The sequence below is a fragment of the Candidatus Zixiibacteriota bacterium genome (genome assembly GCA_035380245.1).
GTDB lineage: Bacteria > Zixibacteria > MSB-5A5 > GN15 > FEB-12 > DAOSXA01.
Map to the genome: position 1 here is coordinate 1,195,962 of DAOSXA010000001.1, position 16,596 is coordinate 1,212,557.

Sequence of the window (16,596 nt, forward strand, 5' to 3'; positions counted from 1 at the left end):
TCATCGGCGACGGTACTCGTGTTCGAGGATGCCGTAGATGAACACATCGTGCCAGCCATTGTCCATGCGGGAGGCCTCACGATAACAGCCCTCACGTTTCATGCCGCAGGCCTCGAGAACTTTGATCGAGCCGAGATTCATACTCTGGACGATGGCATAAACACGATGTAAGCCCAGTTGTTCGAAGGAGAAACCAAGCATGAGTCCCAGCATTTCCCGACCGAGTCCCCGGCCCCAGAGATGTTCGGCGAGCCAGTAACCTACCTCGGCGTTGTTGTCGTTTCGGTTGATATTGTTGAGACCGATAACACCGACGATCTCATCGATGCCGTCGACGGTAACACCGAAATGATAGCCACGATCCCGACGCGCCTGGCGGTGAGCGATGTTGATCCACGTGATCGCATCGCTCATTCCGTATGGATGAGGCAACAGGGGTAAGAAGCGGGAGACATTGGCGTTGTTGGCGTTGTGTTGCAGGGATGTCGTATCAGTGCGTTTGAGTCGCCTTAAGATAATGCGGTTGCCCTTGATTGGGATTAATTTCACGGCAAACTCCCGGTAACTCCCGGCATGAATTTATCATGCCGCATACGATACATTCCAAATCCTGAGATATAATTAAGTTCTGTTCATCGTTCGTGGGCTGGGGCTAATTTACATAACAGAAGCCGACAGTGCAAGTGTCGGAGTGAATAGATGTATTTAGGGTCGTAGTCGATCACTCTTTTGTTGTTGTGCTAGGCTGTTTTTGTCATCATAATAGTTGGTGCAGTCCGGATAAGCCGCTATTGACGCGGTTTTTGGACTTCCTGTTAGCATTGAGACAGACGAGAATACACTTTGCATATCAATCGAGGTTGAAGAGCCAATGAGACGATCCACCCCCATGGCCTGGATGGTAGTCGCATTCTTAATCGTGCTGGTTACAGTACGTGCGGGAGCGGTTGACGACAACCAACTCCAGGAACGGTTTGACCAATTGCAGGCGCAAACCAATCAGGCACGCGGACTGGCGCTGGCGATCCTGAAACGCATCAAGACTATCGACATTGAATATCGGACTTCGGACGGTCAGCCGAAAATCGGCGAGGCTCCGGCGGTACGCACCGAATTAGGCAAAATCCAGCCTATCAAGGAATCGTTCGAGCAGATCGCGGGCGGTACGCTGTCCGAGCTGGAGGAGTTCGATAAAGAACTTGCCAAAGCCGATGAAAGTTCCAATGCCGCCTCGCTCAAGACCGAAGCAGGCGGATTAAAAGAGGATATTCAGAAATACCAGAAGTATGTCGACCGGTTCTATCGGAAGACGGTCGATGATTTCGGTGAGCCGATGACCACGATGGTTCTTGTATCGGGAGAGCGTGAGACCGGCGGTCGGCTGGTGTTCAGCGGCGAGGCTTCGGGTGGATTCGGGGCAGCCAAGTATAAGCGTCCGAACGCCAGCCCGATTCAGGATGTCTCCGGCAGTGACCTCAACCTGGGCGTCAACGGCAGGTATCTCCTATCGTCCCGGACCAACCTGGTCGGATCGTTTAACCATCAGTCTACGGTCGAGCGACGGGAGATTTCCACGACCGACTTCGGCGCCAGTATCGTCCATTCACTGAACGACAAGATGACCGGATCGGCCGGGCTGGAGCTGTCATCGTTCAACGACAAGGAGACCGATGCAGCGGATTTCAGTGATGTCAAGTTGTTCGCCAAGTATCAGCTTTCCGACGGGCAGCGCAAGGTCGATGCCGAGATAAGCAACACCTCGCGAGGATACGGCGACAATGAGAATCTCGATTATTCCATCACGCGTCTGTTCGGTAAGGCACAACTACCGGTCGGGACTGGATTGATGAACCTGCAGTTGGTTTATCAGAAGAAATCGCACGAAGATATTCTCGATTATATGACTTATTCGGAGTTCAGTCCCAGTATGGTTTACCAGTTAACGCCGGGCGGCTCGGAGTTGGGCGTGTCGTATCAGGCCTTTTCACATCCGGAGGTCGACGACTCACCGCTGGACAACACACGTCTGAAGGCCCATTACTATTCGGTAACGAAGACTCAGGGGAGGACGGTGAAGTTCGGTCCTGAGTTCTACTGGCACAAACTGCCGAATGCAGAGGATGATGAGTACGACGGTTTTTATGATTTTACTTTAATGAAGCAGGTAACAACCCGGACTAATAGAGCGGGGCTGAGCCGTTGGGAGATCAACTATCGCATGTTCTCGGATTCGACCCGATTCGATTTTGCCCAGTTGACTTATCGCAAAGACAGCCGCCCGCTGGGTTCGGGATATTTCTCCAAGTTCAAAACAGCAGCCCGATTCTACGTAGAAACATCCTATAAATCAGACAGCGTCTACGACCCGTCGTCCGGCGGCAGGACAGTGATGGAAGAATACTGTCCGGCCCATACACTCGATCTGTATTGGAATTTCGGTTGGTCGAAAACAGCCCGAGGTTTTCTCCGACAGCTCTCGATCGGACCGGTCCTCGGAGCCAGGTTCTATTTCGACCAGAACGGCGAAGATCGATCCAATAAAGAAACGGATGAGGATTTTATTCTGCAAAATCCGGCCAACGTGGCCAAGGCAGGTATTGAGGCCGTGCTGGCGGGAGCGACAACAACCGGGATAACCTGGCGAGCCGACGGCAGTTATGTGTTGACCGCGCTCTACAACGCCGATCCCAAGACGACAACCGGTGTGTTTCAGCTAAACGGACAAGTAACTTATCAAATCAATGTCCAATGGCTGGTCGAAGGATATCTGAAGTTCCATCAAACGCGGATGGATGAGGCCTCCGCGATTGATCTAGATAAATCAGACATCGGCGTTCGTGTCCGGTATCTGTTCGACGTGGTAAGATAATCGCAGGCAGGAGAGACTCGAATCATGAAGAAGATCATAAATGTTATTTTGATTCTGGCCGCCCTTCTGGCCGTCGCCGCGTTGGTAAGCGCCGATGAGAGCGACGAATACCAGGAAGCGTTGCAACAGACCGAGGACGAATGGAACGCCTTCCGGGAAACCCTTCAACAGGGAAATGAGAAGTTCAAGAGCTTCGCGGAAGAATACGAGAAGTACCGCGATGCTGTGCACAGCGATGCCCCGGAGCAGGGAATCGCGCTCGCCAAGATGTTGTTCAAGCTGAACGACAACGAAACCGCCGCGGCCGAGGAGAAACTTCGCCAGTTGCGCGAAATGTTCAATAAGATGGACGACAACGGCCTGACCGACAAGCTGAAGCAGGCCTCGAGTATGTTGAAAAAAGCCGACGATTACGCCGGTGAAGTATCGAATGCCTGGGAGTTCGCGAAGAAGTTCAATCCCGAAAACGCCAAAGACAATCCCACTTACGGTCTTCGCCTGATCGGCGATCTGCTCAAGGACGGCGCGGGGAAGATGGAGAAGATTCCGCTGGTGGGAGAGATCCTCGGACCCTGGCTCAAGGCATACGGCGAAGTCGCGGGTGATTTTGCCAATGCGCTGGATCGTCTGGCCAAGAAGATCGACAATTTCCGAGGCAATAACCTTTGCGCCCAGTCCGGCTATCGCCAGGATCAACAGGCGGCGTTCAAGGCTGCCGGCGCCGATAAAAACTGCGCCGAGTATTTTGCCATAGGTGAATTCCCGCGTCTGCGCGGTGAAGCGTATCGAGGTGAAGAGGATTACTTCCTGTATGATCCGGCTACCAAACGCGGTTATTTTTCACATGCCGGCAACACGGAGAAAGTGTACCGATGGCATGAACTGTTGCTGGAACGTCGAGCGCTCGATCCCGATTGGCTGTCCAGCCGATCTAACAGTCTCAAGCCGGATGCCGAGAGCCGGGCACGCGAATACTATCGGCTTTTCCATGGCTGGAAGGATAAAAGCGAAGAATCCTGGTTGATAATCGACGAACTCAAGTTGACCGAGGATGCTTATTTCTACGGAAGGCTCGACGAAGAAACGTTCGTGGCCAATTACGTGCTGAGCGAAACCCATCGTTCGGCAATCGACGCCGTGATCGAGCAATACGAGAAGTATTGCATCGTACGCGGTACGGTGGACGAGGAAGTTGAAGATCAGGTCAGCCGCAGTTCGGGCGCGACGGTTCAATTCACGATCAACGGGCGCACGTTCAGCCAGACGACCGGCGACGACGGCCAGTACGAGATTTTGGTTGAGGCCAAACCGATGGATGCGATCGAAGAGCGAGTTTCCAAGGAAGGATTCAACACGTACACCAGCAACGGTCGCATTCCGGACCGGGTAGTGAGCGGTCTCGATTATACCCTCCGAAAGAAAGAAGAAACGCAACAGGCTATTATCTCCGGTAAGGTTTTCATTAAAAAAGATGCTCAGACTACCGCCGAACCTCTGGCGGGTGCAACCGTTACGGCTGTCGGTGTTGCGACGTCGGGTGAGTTGGGCAGCACGGTCAGCAGCGGCGACGGTTCCTATGCCCTAGCGGTGACAGTGGCAAAAAACACGGGAGTAACCTGTACCGCCACGGATGGGGAGAATAGTGGTTCTGCCTCCGTAACGGTGACCGCAGCAGCCCATTCCGGAGTGGATATCACAGTGACTTCGAGCAAACCGCAAGAAGCGGCCGGTCAATGGACGATCAACGCGACAGTACTAGACGACAACGGCAAACCGCTGGCAAATGCCACCGTGACTCCGACCGGCGGAGGCGCGGCTGCTGTGACCGGGGCTGACGGCCGCGCGGTGATCGGTCCGATCGATGTCCCGAGCGGTTGGGAAGAAACACCGTTCACGGTTACCCTGACACCTTCGGTTACGGCTCAGGGGGGAATCAAAGTGGGCGGCGGCGCAGTGTCGGTGACATACGAGGGTACAACGCCGACCGAAGTGTCGTTAACCATTCCGGTGATAATCCCGAATGCGGTTACCATCAACGGCCAGGTGATAGATGCCAACGGTGTCGGTGTCAGCGGTGCGGCTGTCTCCGGCGCAGGACTTTCGACCACATCAGCAACCGGCGGTTCGTTCAGTATGGGACCCTATTCGCTGGTGAAAGACTCATCGATATCCTTAAGCGTGGTATACACCGACGGCGGCAACAGTTTCGGCGGTACTCCGGTAACGGTTACTTATAACGGTATCGGAAATTCAATCAGCGGAGTGGTGCTGACGGTTGATATGACGATGGAGACCGAAGTTACGATCACCGGACAGGTGCGCGATATGGACGGCAAACCGATCCAGGGTGCGGCTGTTACCGGCGGTGGTGTTTCGACCACGTCCGATGCCGCCGGATCGTACACCCTGCCGCCGTTTACCCATGAGTTAGGAAAGCCGGCGGTGATCACCGCCACGGTGCAGGACCCGCAGGGGAACAGCTATTCGGGTCAGACGAATTGTACGCCGATGCAGAACAATGCCACAGCGCCGACCATAGTCATTCAGGTGCAGCAGAAGGATGTTTACGATGTTACCATAAGCGGAATGGTCGTGGATGATAAGGGAACAGGAGTTTCCGGGGCAGTGGTGACCGACGGCACGCATTCCGTAGTGTCGGATGCCGCAGGTGTATTTACCGTAGGCCCGATAGGTCTGACGGCGAACGAGTCGGCCTCGCTCTCGGCCAGCAAAACCGAAGGAGCCACATCGCTCTCTGGCGGCCCGGTGGCGGTGGTGTTCGACGGACAGAATGTTGATATCGGCGGGGTGGTGATTACGATGAAGAGCCCGTCTTTGCAGACTACGATCACCGGCGTAGTACAAAGCACGAACGGCACGGGGGTAAGCGGCGCAACTGTCACTGCCGGTGGAGCCTCAGGTGCAACCGATGGCTCCGGCATGTTCTCGATCGGTCCGCTCGGCTACGACGATGGGAACAGCGTCACGGTGTCGGCGAGTTATACCAGAACGGATGGCTCAGTTGCGAGCGGTGATGCCACGGTAACGCCATCCTCGGAAAACACCGGTGGGGTGGTGATCAGTCTCAATGTCGATGTCGACGAGGATGAAGGAGAGGTAGACGAGGACCTTGAGGACGCTATCGATGATCTAACGAATGATAGCGATACCGGCGCTGACTTCGATGCTCTCGTGGCGGATTTCAATCTAATCGTGGCGGAGCTCGATCAAATCGCTACAGATTTCAGAAACCGAGCGGATTTCTTTGACCAGCGCCTGCGAGAACTGCTCAACGCTGCCTGCGACGACAGCGAGACCGGCTTTGCGCTGAGCAGCGCCAAGAATTCGCTCGAGGATTATGGTTTCGTCTTAACTACTCTCTACGGCATTTACGGTGAACTGATCTCAGCGCAGGCGGTACAACCTGACAAGAGCCTGGTTTTAGTCGACAACGATTTCGTCCGAGCTAACGATCAGGAAGCGGCTTTGCAAGCTCGCTATGCCCAGATGCAAGCCGCGTATGCTTCATACGAATGCGACGAGGAAGAATCCGATGTCGACCAGGGCGACAAAGCCGATGACGAGGCCGATCCGGATGATCTGGATGTGGTTGAGCCGGAGGCATGCGGCGACGGTATCGATAACGACGGAGACGGTGAGATTGACGAATGCGATGCCGGTTGTTGCAACAAGAACGTTCAGATCATTGTCGATGACTGCGGTAATGCCGCCGATGATATTTTCGAGGTTAGCTTGAACGGTGAATTACTCGGATATACACCTAAGGGAACGGCAAACACCTGGGATCGCGAGTTGGAACCGGGGACATACACTGTCAGTATCACTTGTCTCGACGATGGCGGTAATCCTCTAGGCAGCGATATCGGAACGGCTTGTATTAATGTAATTGTTTACGGGACCGATGTTGCTATTGGCGGCGGTGCACCACAAATTCCGTATGGCGGCACGGCCACGATTAGCTTCACCGTGCCGGAGGGGCCGGCAGCGGCTTCAATGAATCGTTTGTACGATGGATCAATCCATCGTGCGCGTGGTTTGGAAAGTAATTGACGTGAGTAAATAGGAGCGGTTGCAGAAGGCAACTGCGTTGAACAAGAAGAGTCGCCGGTTTTATTCGGCGGCTCTTTTTTTGTTAAGTTGTAAGGCAGGTCTCTCCGAGACTTGCCGGGGGATCGTGATATGGGGCAGACGAGGACGTCTGCCGCCCACCAACACGGTTGAATTCTTCGCGAGGTCATTTACCGGAGCAACCGTAGAAGAGAGAAGATAGGTTCGCTTCCGCAGGAGCGACGTTCTCCGGGATGGATTGTTACAGGATCAGCAAGCTGTAGGTCGAAACTCCTGTCCGCCGAAGGCGGATCGCGAAGCGAAGTTTCGACAACAAAATCTGTAATGCGGGCGACACAAGGCAGCCCGCTACGCGAGGTTAGGATTCTTTAACTTTTTTGCTAGACACGAGGTAGAGTTTTACATAATTTCTTTTTTTATGAATACCGAGCATATCATTCATTTTACCTCGGCTGAGAACATGGCGGTTCTCGCCGATGACTCCATTGATCTGGTGGTAACGTCGCCGCCGTATCCCATGATTCAAATGTGGGACGAGCTGTTCACGACACGCAACGAAGCAATCGGCAGGGCGCTCGATGGGGCCGAGGGGGAGCGAGCATTCAATCTGATGCACGCCGACCTCGATCGGGTCTGGGAGCATTTGCCGCGAGTAATGCGTGAGGGTGGAATTGTCTGTATAAACATCGGCGACGCCGTCAGGACGCTCAACGGATGCTTTCAGCTATTTTCCAACCACACTCGCATTGTCCAACGGATGCTCGCACTGGGTTTCGATAATCTGCCCAATATCATCTGGCGTAAGGCGACCAACGCACCGAATAAATTCATGGGTTCGGGGATGCTCCCGCCCGGCGCTTATGTGACCCTTGAGCATGAATTCATCCTGATCTTCCGCAAAGGTAACAAACGCCTCTTCAAGACCGAGACAGAAAAGAATAAAAGGCGTGAAAGCGCTTTTTTCTGGGAAGAACGCAACCAATGGTTTTCCGATATCTGGTTCGGTTTGAAGGGAGCAACCCAGGATCTGAAAGATCGTACTCTGCGAGAGCGAAGCGCGGCGTTCCCGCTGGAGCTGGCTTATCGACTGATCAATATGTTTTCAGTCAGGGGGGACACCGTACTAGACCCGTATCTGGGCACCGGAACGACCATGGCCGCAGCAGCGGCTTCGGGCCGGAACAGTGTCGGTTTCGAACTGGATGCGAGTCTGGATAAAGTAATCGAGGAGCGTATGAATCGTTTGCCGGAGACGGCCAATGTGGTTGTAAGAGAACGCGTGGAACGACATCGACTTTTCGTTGAGGAACGCCAGGCCGCCGGGAAACATCTGAAATTTCTCGTGACGAGTCTTGGGTTGCCGTGTGTCAGCCGACAGGAATGTGGTCTTCTTTTTGAATTAGTCGATACGATAGAGAGAACGGCCGCCGGTACGCTCCTGGTATCTTACCGACCGTTGGTCACAGCGGATGGATCATCAAAGTAAATATCATGGCGGTGTTCATATTCTTTCGAAGGGTCTCCCGATTGGAACGCATGGCTGTTTCGATGGATATGCGGGATTACCGATGGCCGTGGTAGTAGATTGCGAAGTGCAGGCCAACGTCGGGGCTGTTGACGAATTTGAAAAGGTTTTCCAATAGTCCGAACTCAAGACTCAGGTTTTTCGGGAGGCGGTGTTTGAATCCGAGCAACAGCTCGTAGGTGCGGTCGGAGAACTGGTGAAAATCAACCGCCACGCCGCGCTCGATAAGTAATTGGGCGATATAGGACTGTCTCCAGTGCGGGCGGTGCCATTCGAGAGCAACCAAAGCGCTGTAGTGCCATTGACGCAGTTCGATATCGAGCATTTCAACATCGCCGAAATAAACCAGGCCGCCGGAGAGATATGCGAACCATGATCTGTATTGGAAGCCGGTTGCCAGGGAAGCGCCGACATCGACCGACTGTCCGCCGAAATACTCGGTGCGATTGCCGACCGGAAGTTTGGCTCCGACCGTGAGCACCGTGGCGGTACCGTCGGCTCCCCGGAGTCGCTTGCTGCAGGAGACAATGGCATTGCCGATTTTAAGGCCGGTCTGATCACGGTGCAAGCGCGACCAGCCGTCGGAGCCTTTGCCGGTGTATACATCGAAAGCAAACTGGTCGCGGTCGAACAGGTCTCGTCCGGCCTGACCGATGCCCAGGGTGCGATGAAATCCCTCGATGAATCCGTCCATCACACCGCCATCGACGTATCGGAAGGGGAGATAGGCCGACAGTTCGAGGTTTTGTCCGACACCGAAACGGCTGTAGATCGATAATTCGTGCAGTTCACCGTCGATACGAAAGACATTTTCCTCGTAAAGCCAGTAATTGTTCCAGTTATGGCGGAGGCCGATCGTATAGTCGCCATGGTCAAGCACCCGGGTGATGTGATGCTGAAGGCCGCAACGTATTAACTGGATCGGCGATTGACTGTTTAATTCAATGTGCCCCTGGGGCTCGTAAGTCGCGCCGACAGCCGGATATACGGCTATGATTGTCAGCAATACGGTTATTAAAGTTTTACCCGGGTAGTTCATCTCGTTCGAAATCTAGGATATTGTGGATCGTTGCGCAATGTAGAACCGCAGACGGTTTGAAGGCTGATGGGGTGATCCCGGTCATGTATGGTTACCTCCACTAAGAGGTTGTTTTTATTTCCGTTCCATGCTATTCTTGCGCTAACAAACAAGACTTACAACCAAGCCAGGAGAACCATGGCGATAATCACTATAGTAAGTGCGTCCTACTGCCACGGTGATGAGATCGTGTCGCAGGTCATTGAACAACTTGGTTATGAAAGGCTTGACGACCTGGTCCTGAGCACGGCGGCCGAGAAGTTCAATCTGGATCGCGATAAGCTCCGGCATGCCTTGAACGGCTCGGGACCGTTCAAATACCGGCAATCGAAGGATCGCGACAAACTACTGGCCTGCCTGGAAGTGGCGCTGGCGGAAGTCATCCAGAGAGACGATGGTGTGATCACGGGCATGGGGGGGTATCTTATCCCGGGTAATATCGCTCATATCCTCAGGGTCTGCCTGGTGGCCGATCTGCCGTATCGAGTGGCGCAGGCGGTGTCCAGTGAGGGATTGAGCGAAGATCAGGCGCATGAAAGGATCAAAGATTACGATCAGCAGCTTGTCGACAATGTCATGAGTCTGGTGTCTCGTTCTGTTTATGATGAAAACCTCTACGATATGATGTTGCCGGTCGATCGCTCCGATGTCGCCGCGACGGTTAAACTTATCTGCGAGCAGGCGAGTTCCGATGCCGTGCGTCCGACCGACTGGTCACGTATTCACGCTCAGGACTTTCTGCTTTCCGCCCGGGTGAAACAAGTCCTTACCGATGCAGGTCACAATGTTGAGGTATTTTCCGAGAACGGCCGGGTGACGATCGGGATTAACGAACGAGCTTTCATGATGTCGCGATTGCAGGAAAAGCTGAAGCGGATGGCCCGTGAGATCGAGGGTGTAACCGATGTCGAAACCAAGTTGGGCACGCGTTACACGGCTCCATCGATCAATCCCTGGGAAGATATCGACGCCGGACCCAAGGTGTTGCTGGTGGACGATGAAAAAGAATTCGTTCAGACGCTGTCACAACGCCTCAAAACACGTAACCTGGAATCCTCGATAGCCTATGACGGCGAGCAGGCGCTTGACATGCTCAAGGAGGATGTCCCGGATGTGATCGTGCTCGACTTACTGATGCCCGGGATCGACGGTATTGAAACTTTGCGGCGGGTCAAGCAATCGCACCCGGATGTCGAGGTGATAATCCTGACCGGTCACGGTTCCGACCGTGAACAGGAGGAGGCCGAAGACCTGGGAGCGTTTGCATATCTGAGGAAGCCGGTGAACGTCAATGAACTGGCACAATTGATGCGTGAAGCCTATTCACGGCGGCAGCGGAGAAATCAGGATAACGGATAAAGCCAAAGGAACGGCGTGAAATGAGCGAAGAGAACAACAAAGCTATTTCGACCACGATATCGATGTCGGATGCGCCCGGAAGCCAACTGCCGCGTTATACCCGACTGCATCGGAATCTGATCTGGATCCCCCTGCTGGCGGCGTTGATTCCCCTGGCGATTATGGCCGCGATCAACTACCGTCAGGATGCCAATGCGTATCGGGCCGAAAGTCACTTTGTCATTTCACGCATTCTTTCCAACACTAAACGAAGTTTGCAATTCGCTATCGAAGAACGGCGGGCGGTGTTGTCGCTGGTGGCGCGAACGAACTCGCGCTCGGAGTTGAGCAGTGAGACGCGCCTGATGTCGATCCTGCGCGATTTAAGAGAATCTTTCGGTGATTTCGTGGACCTGGGCCTCATTGCCTCTGATGGCAATCAGGCGTATTACTCCGGTCCGTACCAGTTGAAGGGGGTCAACTACAGTGACCAGCCCTGGTTTCACGAAGTTGCTCTGAGAGGTACCTACGTCAGCGACGTTTTCATGGGATATCGTCACCTGCCGCACTTCGTCGTAGCCGTAGCGATCAACTCCGGTGAAGACGATTTCTATATCCTGCGTGCGACGATCGACACGGAGTTGTTGATGCGGCAAATCTATTCACTCGATCTGGGCGCCGAGACGGACGCATTCGTGGTCAACTCTCGGGGGATTCTCCAGACCGCGTCGGCTTTCTACGGTGAAGTGCTGGATACCGTTGATTTCACGATTCCACCTCATGTTCGCGAGCGCGAGATTATCGATGAACAGCCGCAACCGACCGGGGGAAGTGTGGCAATGGGTTTCGCCTATGTCGAGGGGACGCCGTTTATCCTGGTGGCTGCAACCCGACTCGAACCGTTTTTTCAGCATTGGTTTTATCAGCGTTCCGACGTGATTTGGTTTCTTCTGCTGAGTGCGGTTGGTATTCTGGCGGTGGTTTGGTATCGTTCGCGAAATATCATCGCGCGGTTGCGTGAGGCCGATGCCCAGCGCGCCAAGATTTTCCACAATGTCGAATATACCAACAAGATGGCGACTCTGGGGCGCCTGGCGGCCGGTGTTGCGCATGAAATCAACAATCCGCTGGCGATTATCAACGAGAAGGCGGGTTTATTGCAGGATATGGCACAACATGCCGAGCAATTCCCGCAACGGGAGAAAATCCTGAAAATAGTCGACGCCATTACCAACAGTGTCGATCGCTGTAGTCGGGTGACCCGCCGTTTGCTCGGATTCGGACGTCGTATGGATGCGGTCAGAGAACGTATCGACCTGCGCGGATTGATCAACGATGTGCTCGAGTTCCAGAAAACCGAAGCTGCCCATCGCAGCATTAAGATAGATGTCGAGTGTGAGGAGACTGTACCGCAGATCCAGTCCGATCGGGGACAGTTGCAGCAGGTATTTCTTAACCTGGTAGGCAACTCTTACGGCGCCGTAGCGGACGGTGGCTGGATCAGGATTTCAATCAAGCAGCTCTCACCTAGTGAGGTGGCCGTATCGGTAACGGACAACGGCCACGGTATTCCCGCTAGTGATTTGAATCACGTCTTCGAACCGTTTTTCTCAACCAAAGGGCAGGCCGGCACCGGTCTGGGACTGTCCATAACACGCGATATAGTGGAAAAGCTGGGAGGCATTATCGAAGTCACCAGCGAAGTCGGCAAGGGAACGACCTTCACCGTCAACCTGCCGATCGAAAAAGTAGATTAAGGGAACGGATCGATTATGAGTGAATACCGAGTGTTGCTGGTTGACGATGAAGAGGAGCTGGTTTCTACGCTGGTAGAAAGGCTGGAATATCGAGGATTTTCCGCGAGTTATTGCACCAACGGACAGGATGCGCTTAAGATGTTGCGGGAGGAAAGTTACAATGTGGTCGTCGTGGACCTGAAACTCCCCGGCATGTCGGGTGTCGACCTGTTGCAGACGATCAGAACGGCTTATCCTCATCTTCCGGTTCTGATGGTAACCGGTCACGGCGCGGGGGGAAACGATGGTTTTCAGCCGCCGGACGGGGCATTCGCATTTCTGGTGAAACCGATCAATATCGATGAATTAGTAGCCAAAATGACGGAAGCGATAAAAGCGTATGAGCCCGGACAATAAAGACAAGAAGGACGTAGCGGGTTCGTTTGCCAGCCTGACTTTCGTCGGTGAAATTACCGCCTCCGTGACTCACGAACTGAGTAATGTCGTGGGAACGATCGAGCAGGTCAGCGGATTGATCGAGGACCTCACTTATACTCCCGAGATTCAGGACGCCGGGATTGCCGAGCGACTGATGGATGTAGTCGAGAGAGTTGCCCGACAAACCGAGCGCGGAACGACCTTGATACGCCGCCTGAACCGGTTCGCTCACCTGGCGGACAACGAGAAGGTCGAATGCGATCTGGCCCAGGTGCTGGAGAATGTGGCGGCCTTGTCGGAAAGACTGGTAAATCTGAAGAAGGTGAACCTGGTAACCTCCGGACTGGCCGACAGCCTTCCGTTAATCTGTAATCCGCTAATGGTGGCACAGTCGGTTTTCGGTATGGTCAAGAGAGTACTGTCGACGGCGGATGGCTCCGAGCCGCTCAGGATAGAACTGGTCGGAGTCTCCCGAGGAGCCCTGGTGACGGTAAGCGCCCGGGTTGGAACCGATGTCGCGGACGACATGATGCAGGCGCCTGAGAATCTCCCGCTTGAAGCCTTCGGGGGAAGCCTGGCGCATCGAACGGAGAACGGACGGTTTATTCTGGAGTTGACTGTTCCGAACAGCGCCGGTGAATGAACGAATGGCTCGGCTCAATAAGCGTACGATAAGGAGTAACGATACATGGTGAAGACAAGAGTATTGATAGTCGACGACGAGGAGGATTTTGCCTCTGCTCTGGCTGAACGGATGCGTACGCGCGGACTCGAGGCCGACTGTGTGTTTAGCGGCGACGACGCTCTCAAAGCGGTCAAAGAGAAAGTCTACGATTCGGTCGTTCTGGACCTGGCGATGCCCGGCATGGACGGTATGGCTACGTTACGGGCGATGCTCCAGATCAACGCCGACCTGCAGGTAATCATTCTGACCGGGCAGGCGACTGTCGCCAAGAGTGTCGAAGCGGTCAAAGAGGGGGCGTTCGAGTTTCTCGAGAAGCCGATCAAGCTCGATGACCTGGTGGGAAAAATCGACCAGGCCAGAACCCGTACGATTGAGCTGACCGAAAATAAAATGAACGACATGATCGACGAACTGATCAAACGTCGGGGCTGGTAGATCTTATCGCAGCCGAAGGCATTGCTCGATCACGATTGACGACATCGCCTTCTAGTTAACCGCCGGGGGCTTGTAAAACCGAGGAAGAGAATTGACATCGAGTATCCTTAATAGAGTAGCGCCGTTTGTTAATGGGTTCCGCGGCTATGATTCCAATCGTCTGCGGCATGATCTGATCGCGGGTGTGACGGTAGCCCTGGTGTTAATCCCGCAGTCCATGGCTTACGCTCAGTTGGCCGGACTGCCGCCCTATTACGGTCTTTATGCCGCTTTCATTCCACCGATCATAGCGGCTCTGTTCGGATCGAGCCGACAATTAGCAACCGGACCGGTGGCGATTGTCTCGCTCATGACCGCCACGGCTCTGGAGCCGATTGCTACGGCCGGGAGTGAGTCGTTCATCGCTTATGCCATTCTACTGGCCCTGTTGATCGGCATATTCCAGCTCCTGTTGGGAGTATTGCGGCTGGGGCTGGTGGTCAATTTTCTGTCTCATCCGGTCGTCAGCGGATTTACTAACGCGGGGGCGTTAATCATAGCCACTTCTCAGTTGTCCAAACTTTTCGGTGTGACCGTCGACCAGGCGGAGCACCATTACGAAACGATCTACCGGGTGATCGAGGAGGCAATCTACTACACCCACTGGCCAACTCTCGCGCTGGCGGCGCTGGCTTTCGCAATCATGATCGGCGTCCGTCGCGTCGCGCCGCGATTACCCAATGTGTTGTTGGCGGTGTTGATCACTACCCTGGTTTCCTATTTCATGGGTTTTGAGGATAAGATTCGCATTCCGATTGAACGCGTCGAATCGACCGAATTCACCCAGCATTTGGCCAAATTCAACAGTGCTATTTCGTATTTGGAGGAAAAAGCCACCCAGCGGGTAACTCTTCGGGGTCGATATGACAGCCTCGCCGCACAGGATGGCGTAGAGCAGTATACCTTGCTCGATCTCAATCAGAAGTTGGAATATGTCGGAGTTGATATCGACCGATTGAAGAAAGAGATTCATCAGGAACGAACCTGGTTGCGGCGGTATCATTTGACCGGAGTGACCGGGCAGGATGGTGAAGTAAGATATTTCCCGAAAGATTCCGCACCCAAGGGAGATGTCTCCGACAACCATTGCTGGCGTATCAAGGTGGGCAATGTGCCGTTAAATCCGGATGAGTTGACCTTTTCCTGCGGTGGAGCGGTGGTCGGTAAAATACCGGAGGGTCTCCCGAGTTTCAAAATTCCATCGTTCGACTTTTCCGTAGCACTGGGATTACTGCCGATGGCCATGATTATCTCGCTGCTGGGATTTATGGAGGCGATCTCGATCGCCAAGGCAATGGCCGCCAAGACCGGACAACGGCTCGATGCCAATCAGGAGTTAATCGGGCAGGGACTGGCGAATATCATCGGATCATTTTCACGAAGCTATGCGGTTTCGGGATCATTTTCACGTTCGGCGGTCAATCTCCAGTCGGGGGCTATTACCGGCATGTCCAATGTCACCAGCAGTCTGGTAGTGCTGGTCGTATTGCTGTTTCTTACCCCGTTGTTGTATCATTTGCCACAGTCGGTGCTGGCGGCAATTATCATGATGGCGGTAGTGGGGCTTCTTAACGTCAAGTCGTTTATCCATGCCTGGCGAGCACAATGGTATGACGGCATGATCGGTATCGTAACGTTTATCTTCACCCTGACTTTCGCTCCGCATCTGGATCGGGGGATCATAATCGGAGTGGCGCTTTCGTTGCTGCTTTACCTGATCAGGAACATGAAACCGGCCATGGCGATGCTTTCTCTTAATATCGATGGCTCTTACCGTAACCGGGAACGCTTCAGTCTGGAGCAGTGTCCTTACGTGGCAGTGCTGCGTTACGGCGGCTCGCTGATTTTCTCGAATGTCGATTATCTCGAAAACCAGGTACTCGATACGGTCCGAAACATGCCCAAGCTGCGCCATTTGATTATCGTGGGGAACGGGATCAATGAAATAGATGCCTCCGGGGTGGATGCTTTGTCGGTTCTGGTCGATCGGTTGCATGGGCAGGGTTTACAATTATCCATCAGCGGTTGTAACGATAGTGTGCTCGACGTTCTCAAACGAACCGGTCTCGCAGCCAAGATAGGTGAGAACAACATCTATCGTAGCGTGGCGAGGGCGATTGACGGTGTCTGGGAGAAAGCTCATGTGAATGTCGATGAGGCCAACTGTCCGTTGCGGGTGCCGCCGTTCCATCCGCTCGGTATTTCCGATGAGTCCAGGCGGGCAATGATGGAAGCCGATAAGCAACATCATCGTGATTTGATTCCCCCATGGAAAAAACGCAAGGATCAGTAGCGATAAATAAGCAACACTATCTGTCAAACATAATGTTAAAGAACAGCCCTGCGCTTAATATAAGCGCAGGG

At 53.8% G+C, this 16,596-nt stretch carries 11 protein-coding genes; 9 read left to right on the forward strand and 2 right to left on the reverse strand.

Going from position 1 to position 16,596, the window contains the following annotated elements; genetic code table 11:
- Positions 1-549 carry a GNAT family protein gene (locus PLF13_04565; GenBank protein HOP06547.1) on the reverse strand — a complete coding sequence of 183 codons (549 nt, stop codon included), beginning with the start codon at positions 547-549 and terminating at the stop codon, positions 1-3.
- 322 nt (positions 550-871) lie between these two features.
- Between PLF13_04565 and PLF13_04570 the strand changes: the two genes are divergently transcribed.
- From PLF13_04570 to PLF13_04580, 3 genes are all read left to right on the forward strand, one after another.
- Positions 872-2,869 carry a hypothetical protein gene (locus PLF13_04570; GenBank protein ID HOP06548.1) on the forward strand — a complete coding sequence of 666 codons (1,998 nt, stop codon included), beginning with the start codon at positions 872-874 and terminating at the stop codon, positions 2,867-2,869.
- A gap of 24 nt (positions 2,870-2,893) precedes the next feature.
- Positions 2,894-6,940, forward strand: a complete 4,047-nt coding sequence (locus PLF13_04575) for a carboxypeptidase-like regulatory domain-containing protein (protein HOP06549.1) — start codon at positions 2,894-2,896, stop codon at positions 6,938-6,940.
- Positions 6,941-7,376: 436 nt separating this feature from the next.
- Positions 7,377-8,444, forward strand: a complete 1,068-nt coding sequence (locus PLF13_04580; protein ID HOP06550.1) for a site-specific DNA-methyltransferase — start codon at positions 7,377-7,379, stop codon at positions 8,442-8,444.
- Between the two features lie 76 nt (positions 8,445-8,520).
- Here PLF13_04580 and PLF13_04585 read toward each other — a convergent pair whose 3' ends face one another.
- The gene (locus tag PLF13_04585; GenBank protein ID HOP06551.1) at positions 8,521-9,522 is read right to left on the reverse strand and encodes a DUF3187 family protein; all 1,002 of its coding nucleotides are present in this window, start codon (positions 9,520-9,522) and stop codon (positions 8,521-8,523) included.
- A gap of 177 nt (positions 9,523-9,699) precedes the next feature.
- Between PLF13_04585 and PLF13_04590 the strand changes: the two genes are divergently transcribed.
- The 6 genes from PLF13_04590 to PLF13_04615 all read left to right on the forward strand — a co-directional run bounded on the left by PLF13_04590 (position 9,700) and on the right by PLF13_04615 (position 16,525).
- The gene (locus PLF13_04590) at positions 9,700-10,920 is read left to right on the forward strand and encodes a response regulator (GenBank protein HOP06552.1); all 1,221 of its coding nucleotides are present in this window, start codon (positions 9,700-9,702) and stop codon (positions 10,918-10,920) included.
- Between the two features lie 20 nt (positions 10,921-10,940).
- Complete coding sequence (locus PLF13_04595) at positions 10,941-12,656, forward strand: ATP-binding protein (GenBank protein ID HOP06553.1); 1,716 nt, start codon at positions 10,941-10,943, stop codon at positions 12,654-12,656.
- Positions 12,657-12,671: 15 nt separating this feature from the next.
- Entirely contained in the window at positions 12,672-13,052 is a 381-nt protein-coding gene (locus tag PLF13_04600) for a response regulator (GenBank protein ID HOP06554.1), read from the forward strand.
- Complete coding sequence (locus tag PLF13_04605) at positions 13,036-13,716, forward strand: hypothetical protein (GenBank protein HOP06555.1); 681 nt, start codon at positions 13,036-13,038, stop codon at positions 13,714-13,716. Before PLF13_04600 ends, PLF13_04605 begins: the two co-directional genes overlap by 17 nt.
- A 45-nt stretch (positions 13,717-13,761) precedes the next feature.
- Entirely contained in the window at positions 13,762-14,193 is a 432-nt protein-coding gene (locus tag PLF13_04610) for a response regulator (GenBank protein ID HOP06556.1), read from the forward strand.
- A 91-nt stretch (positions 14,194-14,284) separates the two neighbouring features.
- The gene (locus tag PLF13_04615) at positions 14,285-16,525 is read left to right on the forward strand and encodes a SulP family inorganic anion transporter (protein HOP06557.1); all 2,241 of its coding nucleotides are present in this window, start codon (positions 14,285-14,287) and stop codon (positions 16,523-16,525) included.
- Positions 16,526-16,596 lie beyond the last annotated feature (71 nt).

What these genes read in the sequence shown, in the direction of transcription:
- PLF13_04570 (HOP06548.1), top strand. Translation starts at nt 872, where the DNA reads ATGAGACGATCCACCCCCATGGCCTGGATGGTAGTCGCATTCTTAATC.
- PLF13_04575 (HOP06549.1), top strand. Translation starts at nt 2,894, where the DNA reads ATGAAGAAGATCATAAATGTTATTTTGATTCTGGCCGCCCTTCTGGCC.
- PLF13_04580 (HOP06550.1), top strand. Translation starts at nt 7,377, where the DNA reads ATGAATACCGAGCATATCATTCATTTTACCTCGGCTGAGAACATGGCG.
- PLF13_04585 (HOP06551.1), bottom strand. Translation starts at nt 9,522, where the DNA reads ATGAACTACCCGGGTAAAACTTTAATAACCGTATTGCTGACAATCATA.
- PLF13_04590 (HOP06552.1), top strand. Translation starts at nt 9,700, where the DNA reads ATGGCGATAATCACTATAGTAAGTGCGTCCTACTGCCACGGTGATGAG.
- PLF13_04595 (HOP06553.1), top strand. Translation starts at nt 10,941, where the DNA reads ATGAGCGAAGAGAACAACAAAGCTATTTCGACCACGATATCGATGTCG.
- PLF13_04600 (HOP06554.1), top strand. Translation starts at nt 12,672, where the DNA reads ATGAGTGAATACCGAGTGTTGCTGGTTGACGATGAAGAGGAGCTGGTT.
- PLF13_04605 (HOP06555.1), top strand. Translation starts at nt 13,036, where the DNA reads ATGAGCCCGGACAATAAAGACAAGAAGGACGTAGCGGGTTCGTTTGCC.
- PLF13_04610 (HOP06556.1), top strand. Translation starts at nt 13,762, where the DNA reads ATGGTGAAGACAAGAGTATTGATAGTCGACGACGAGGAGGATTTTGCC.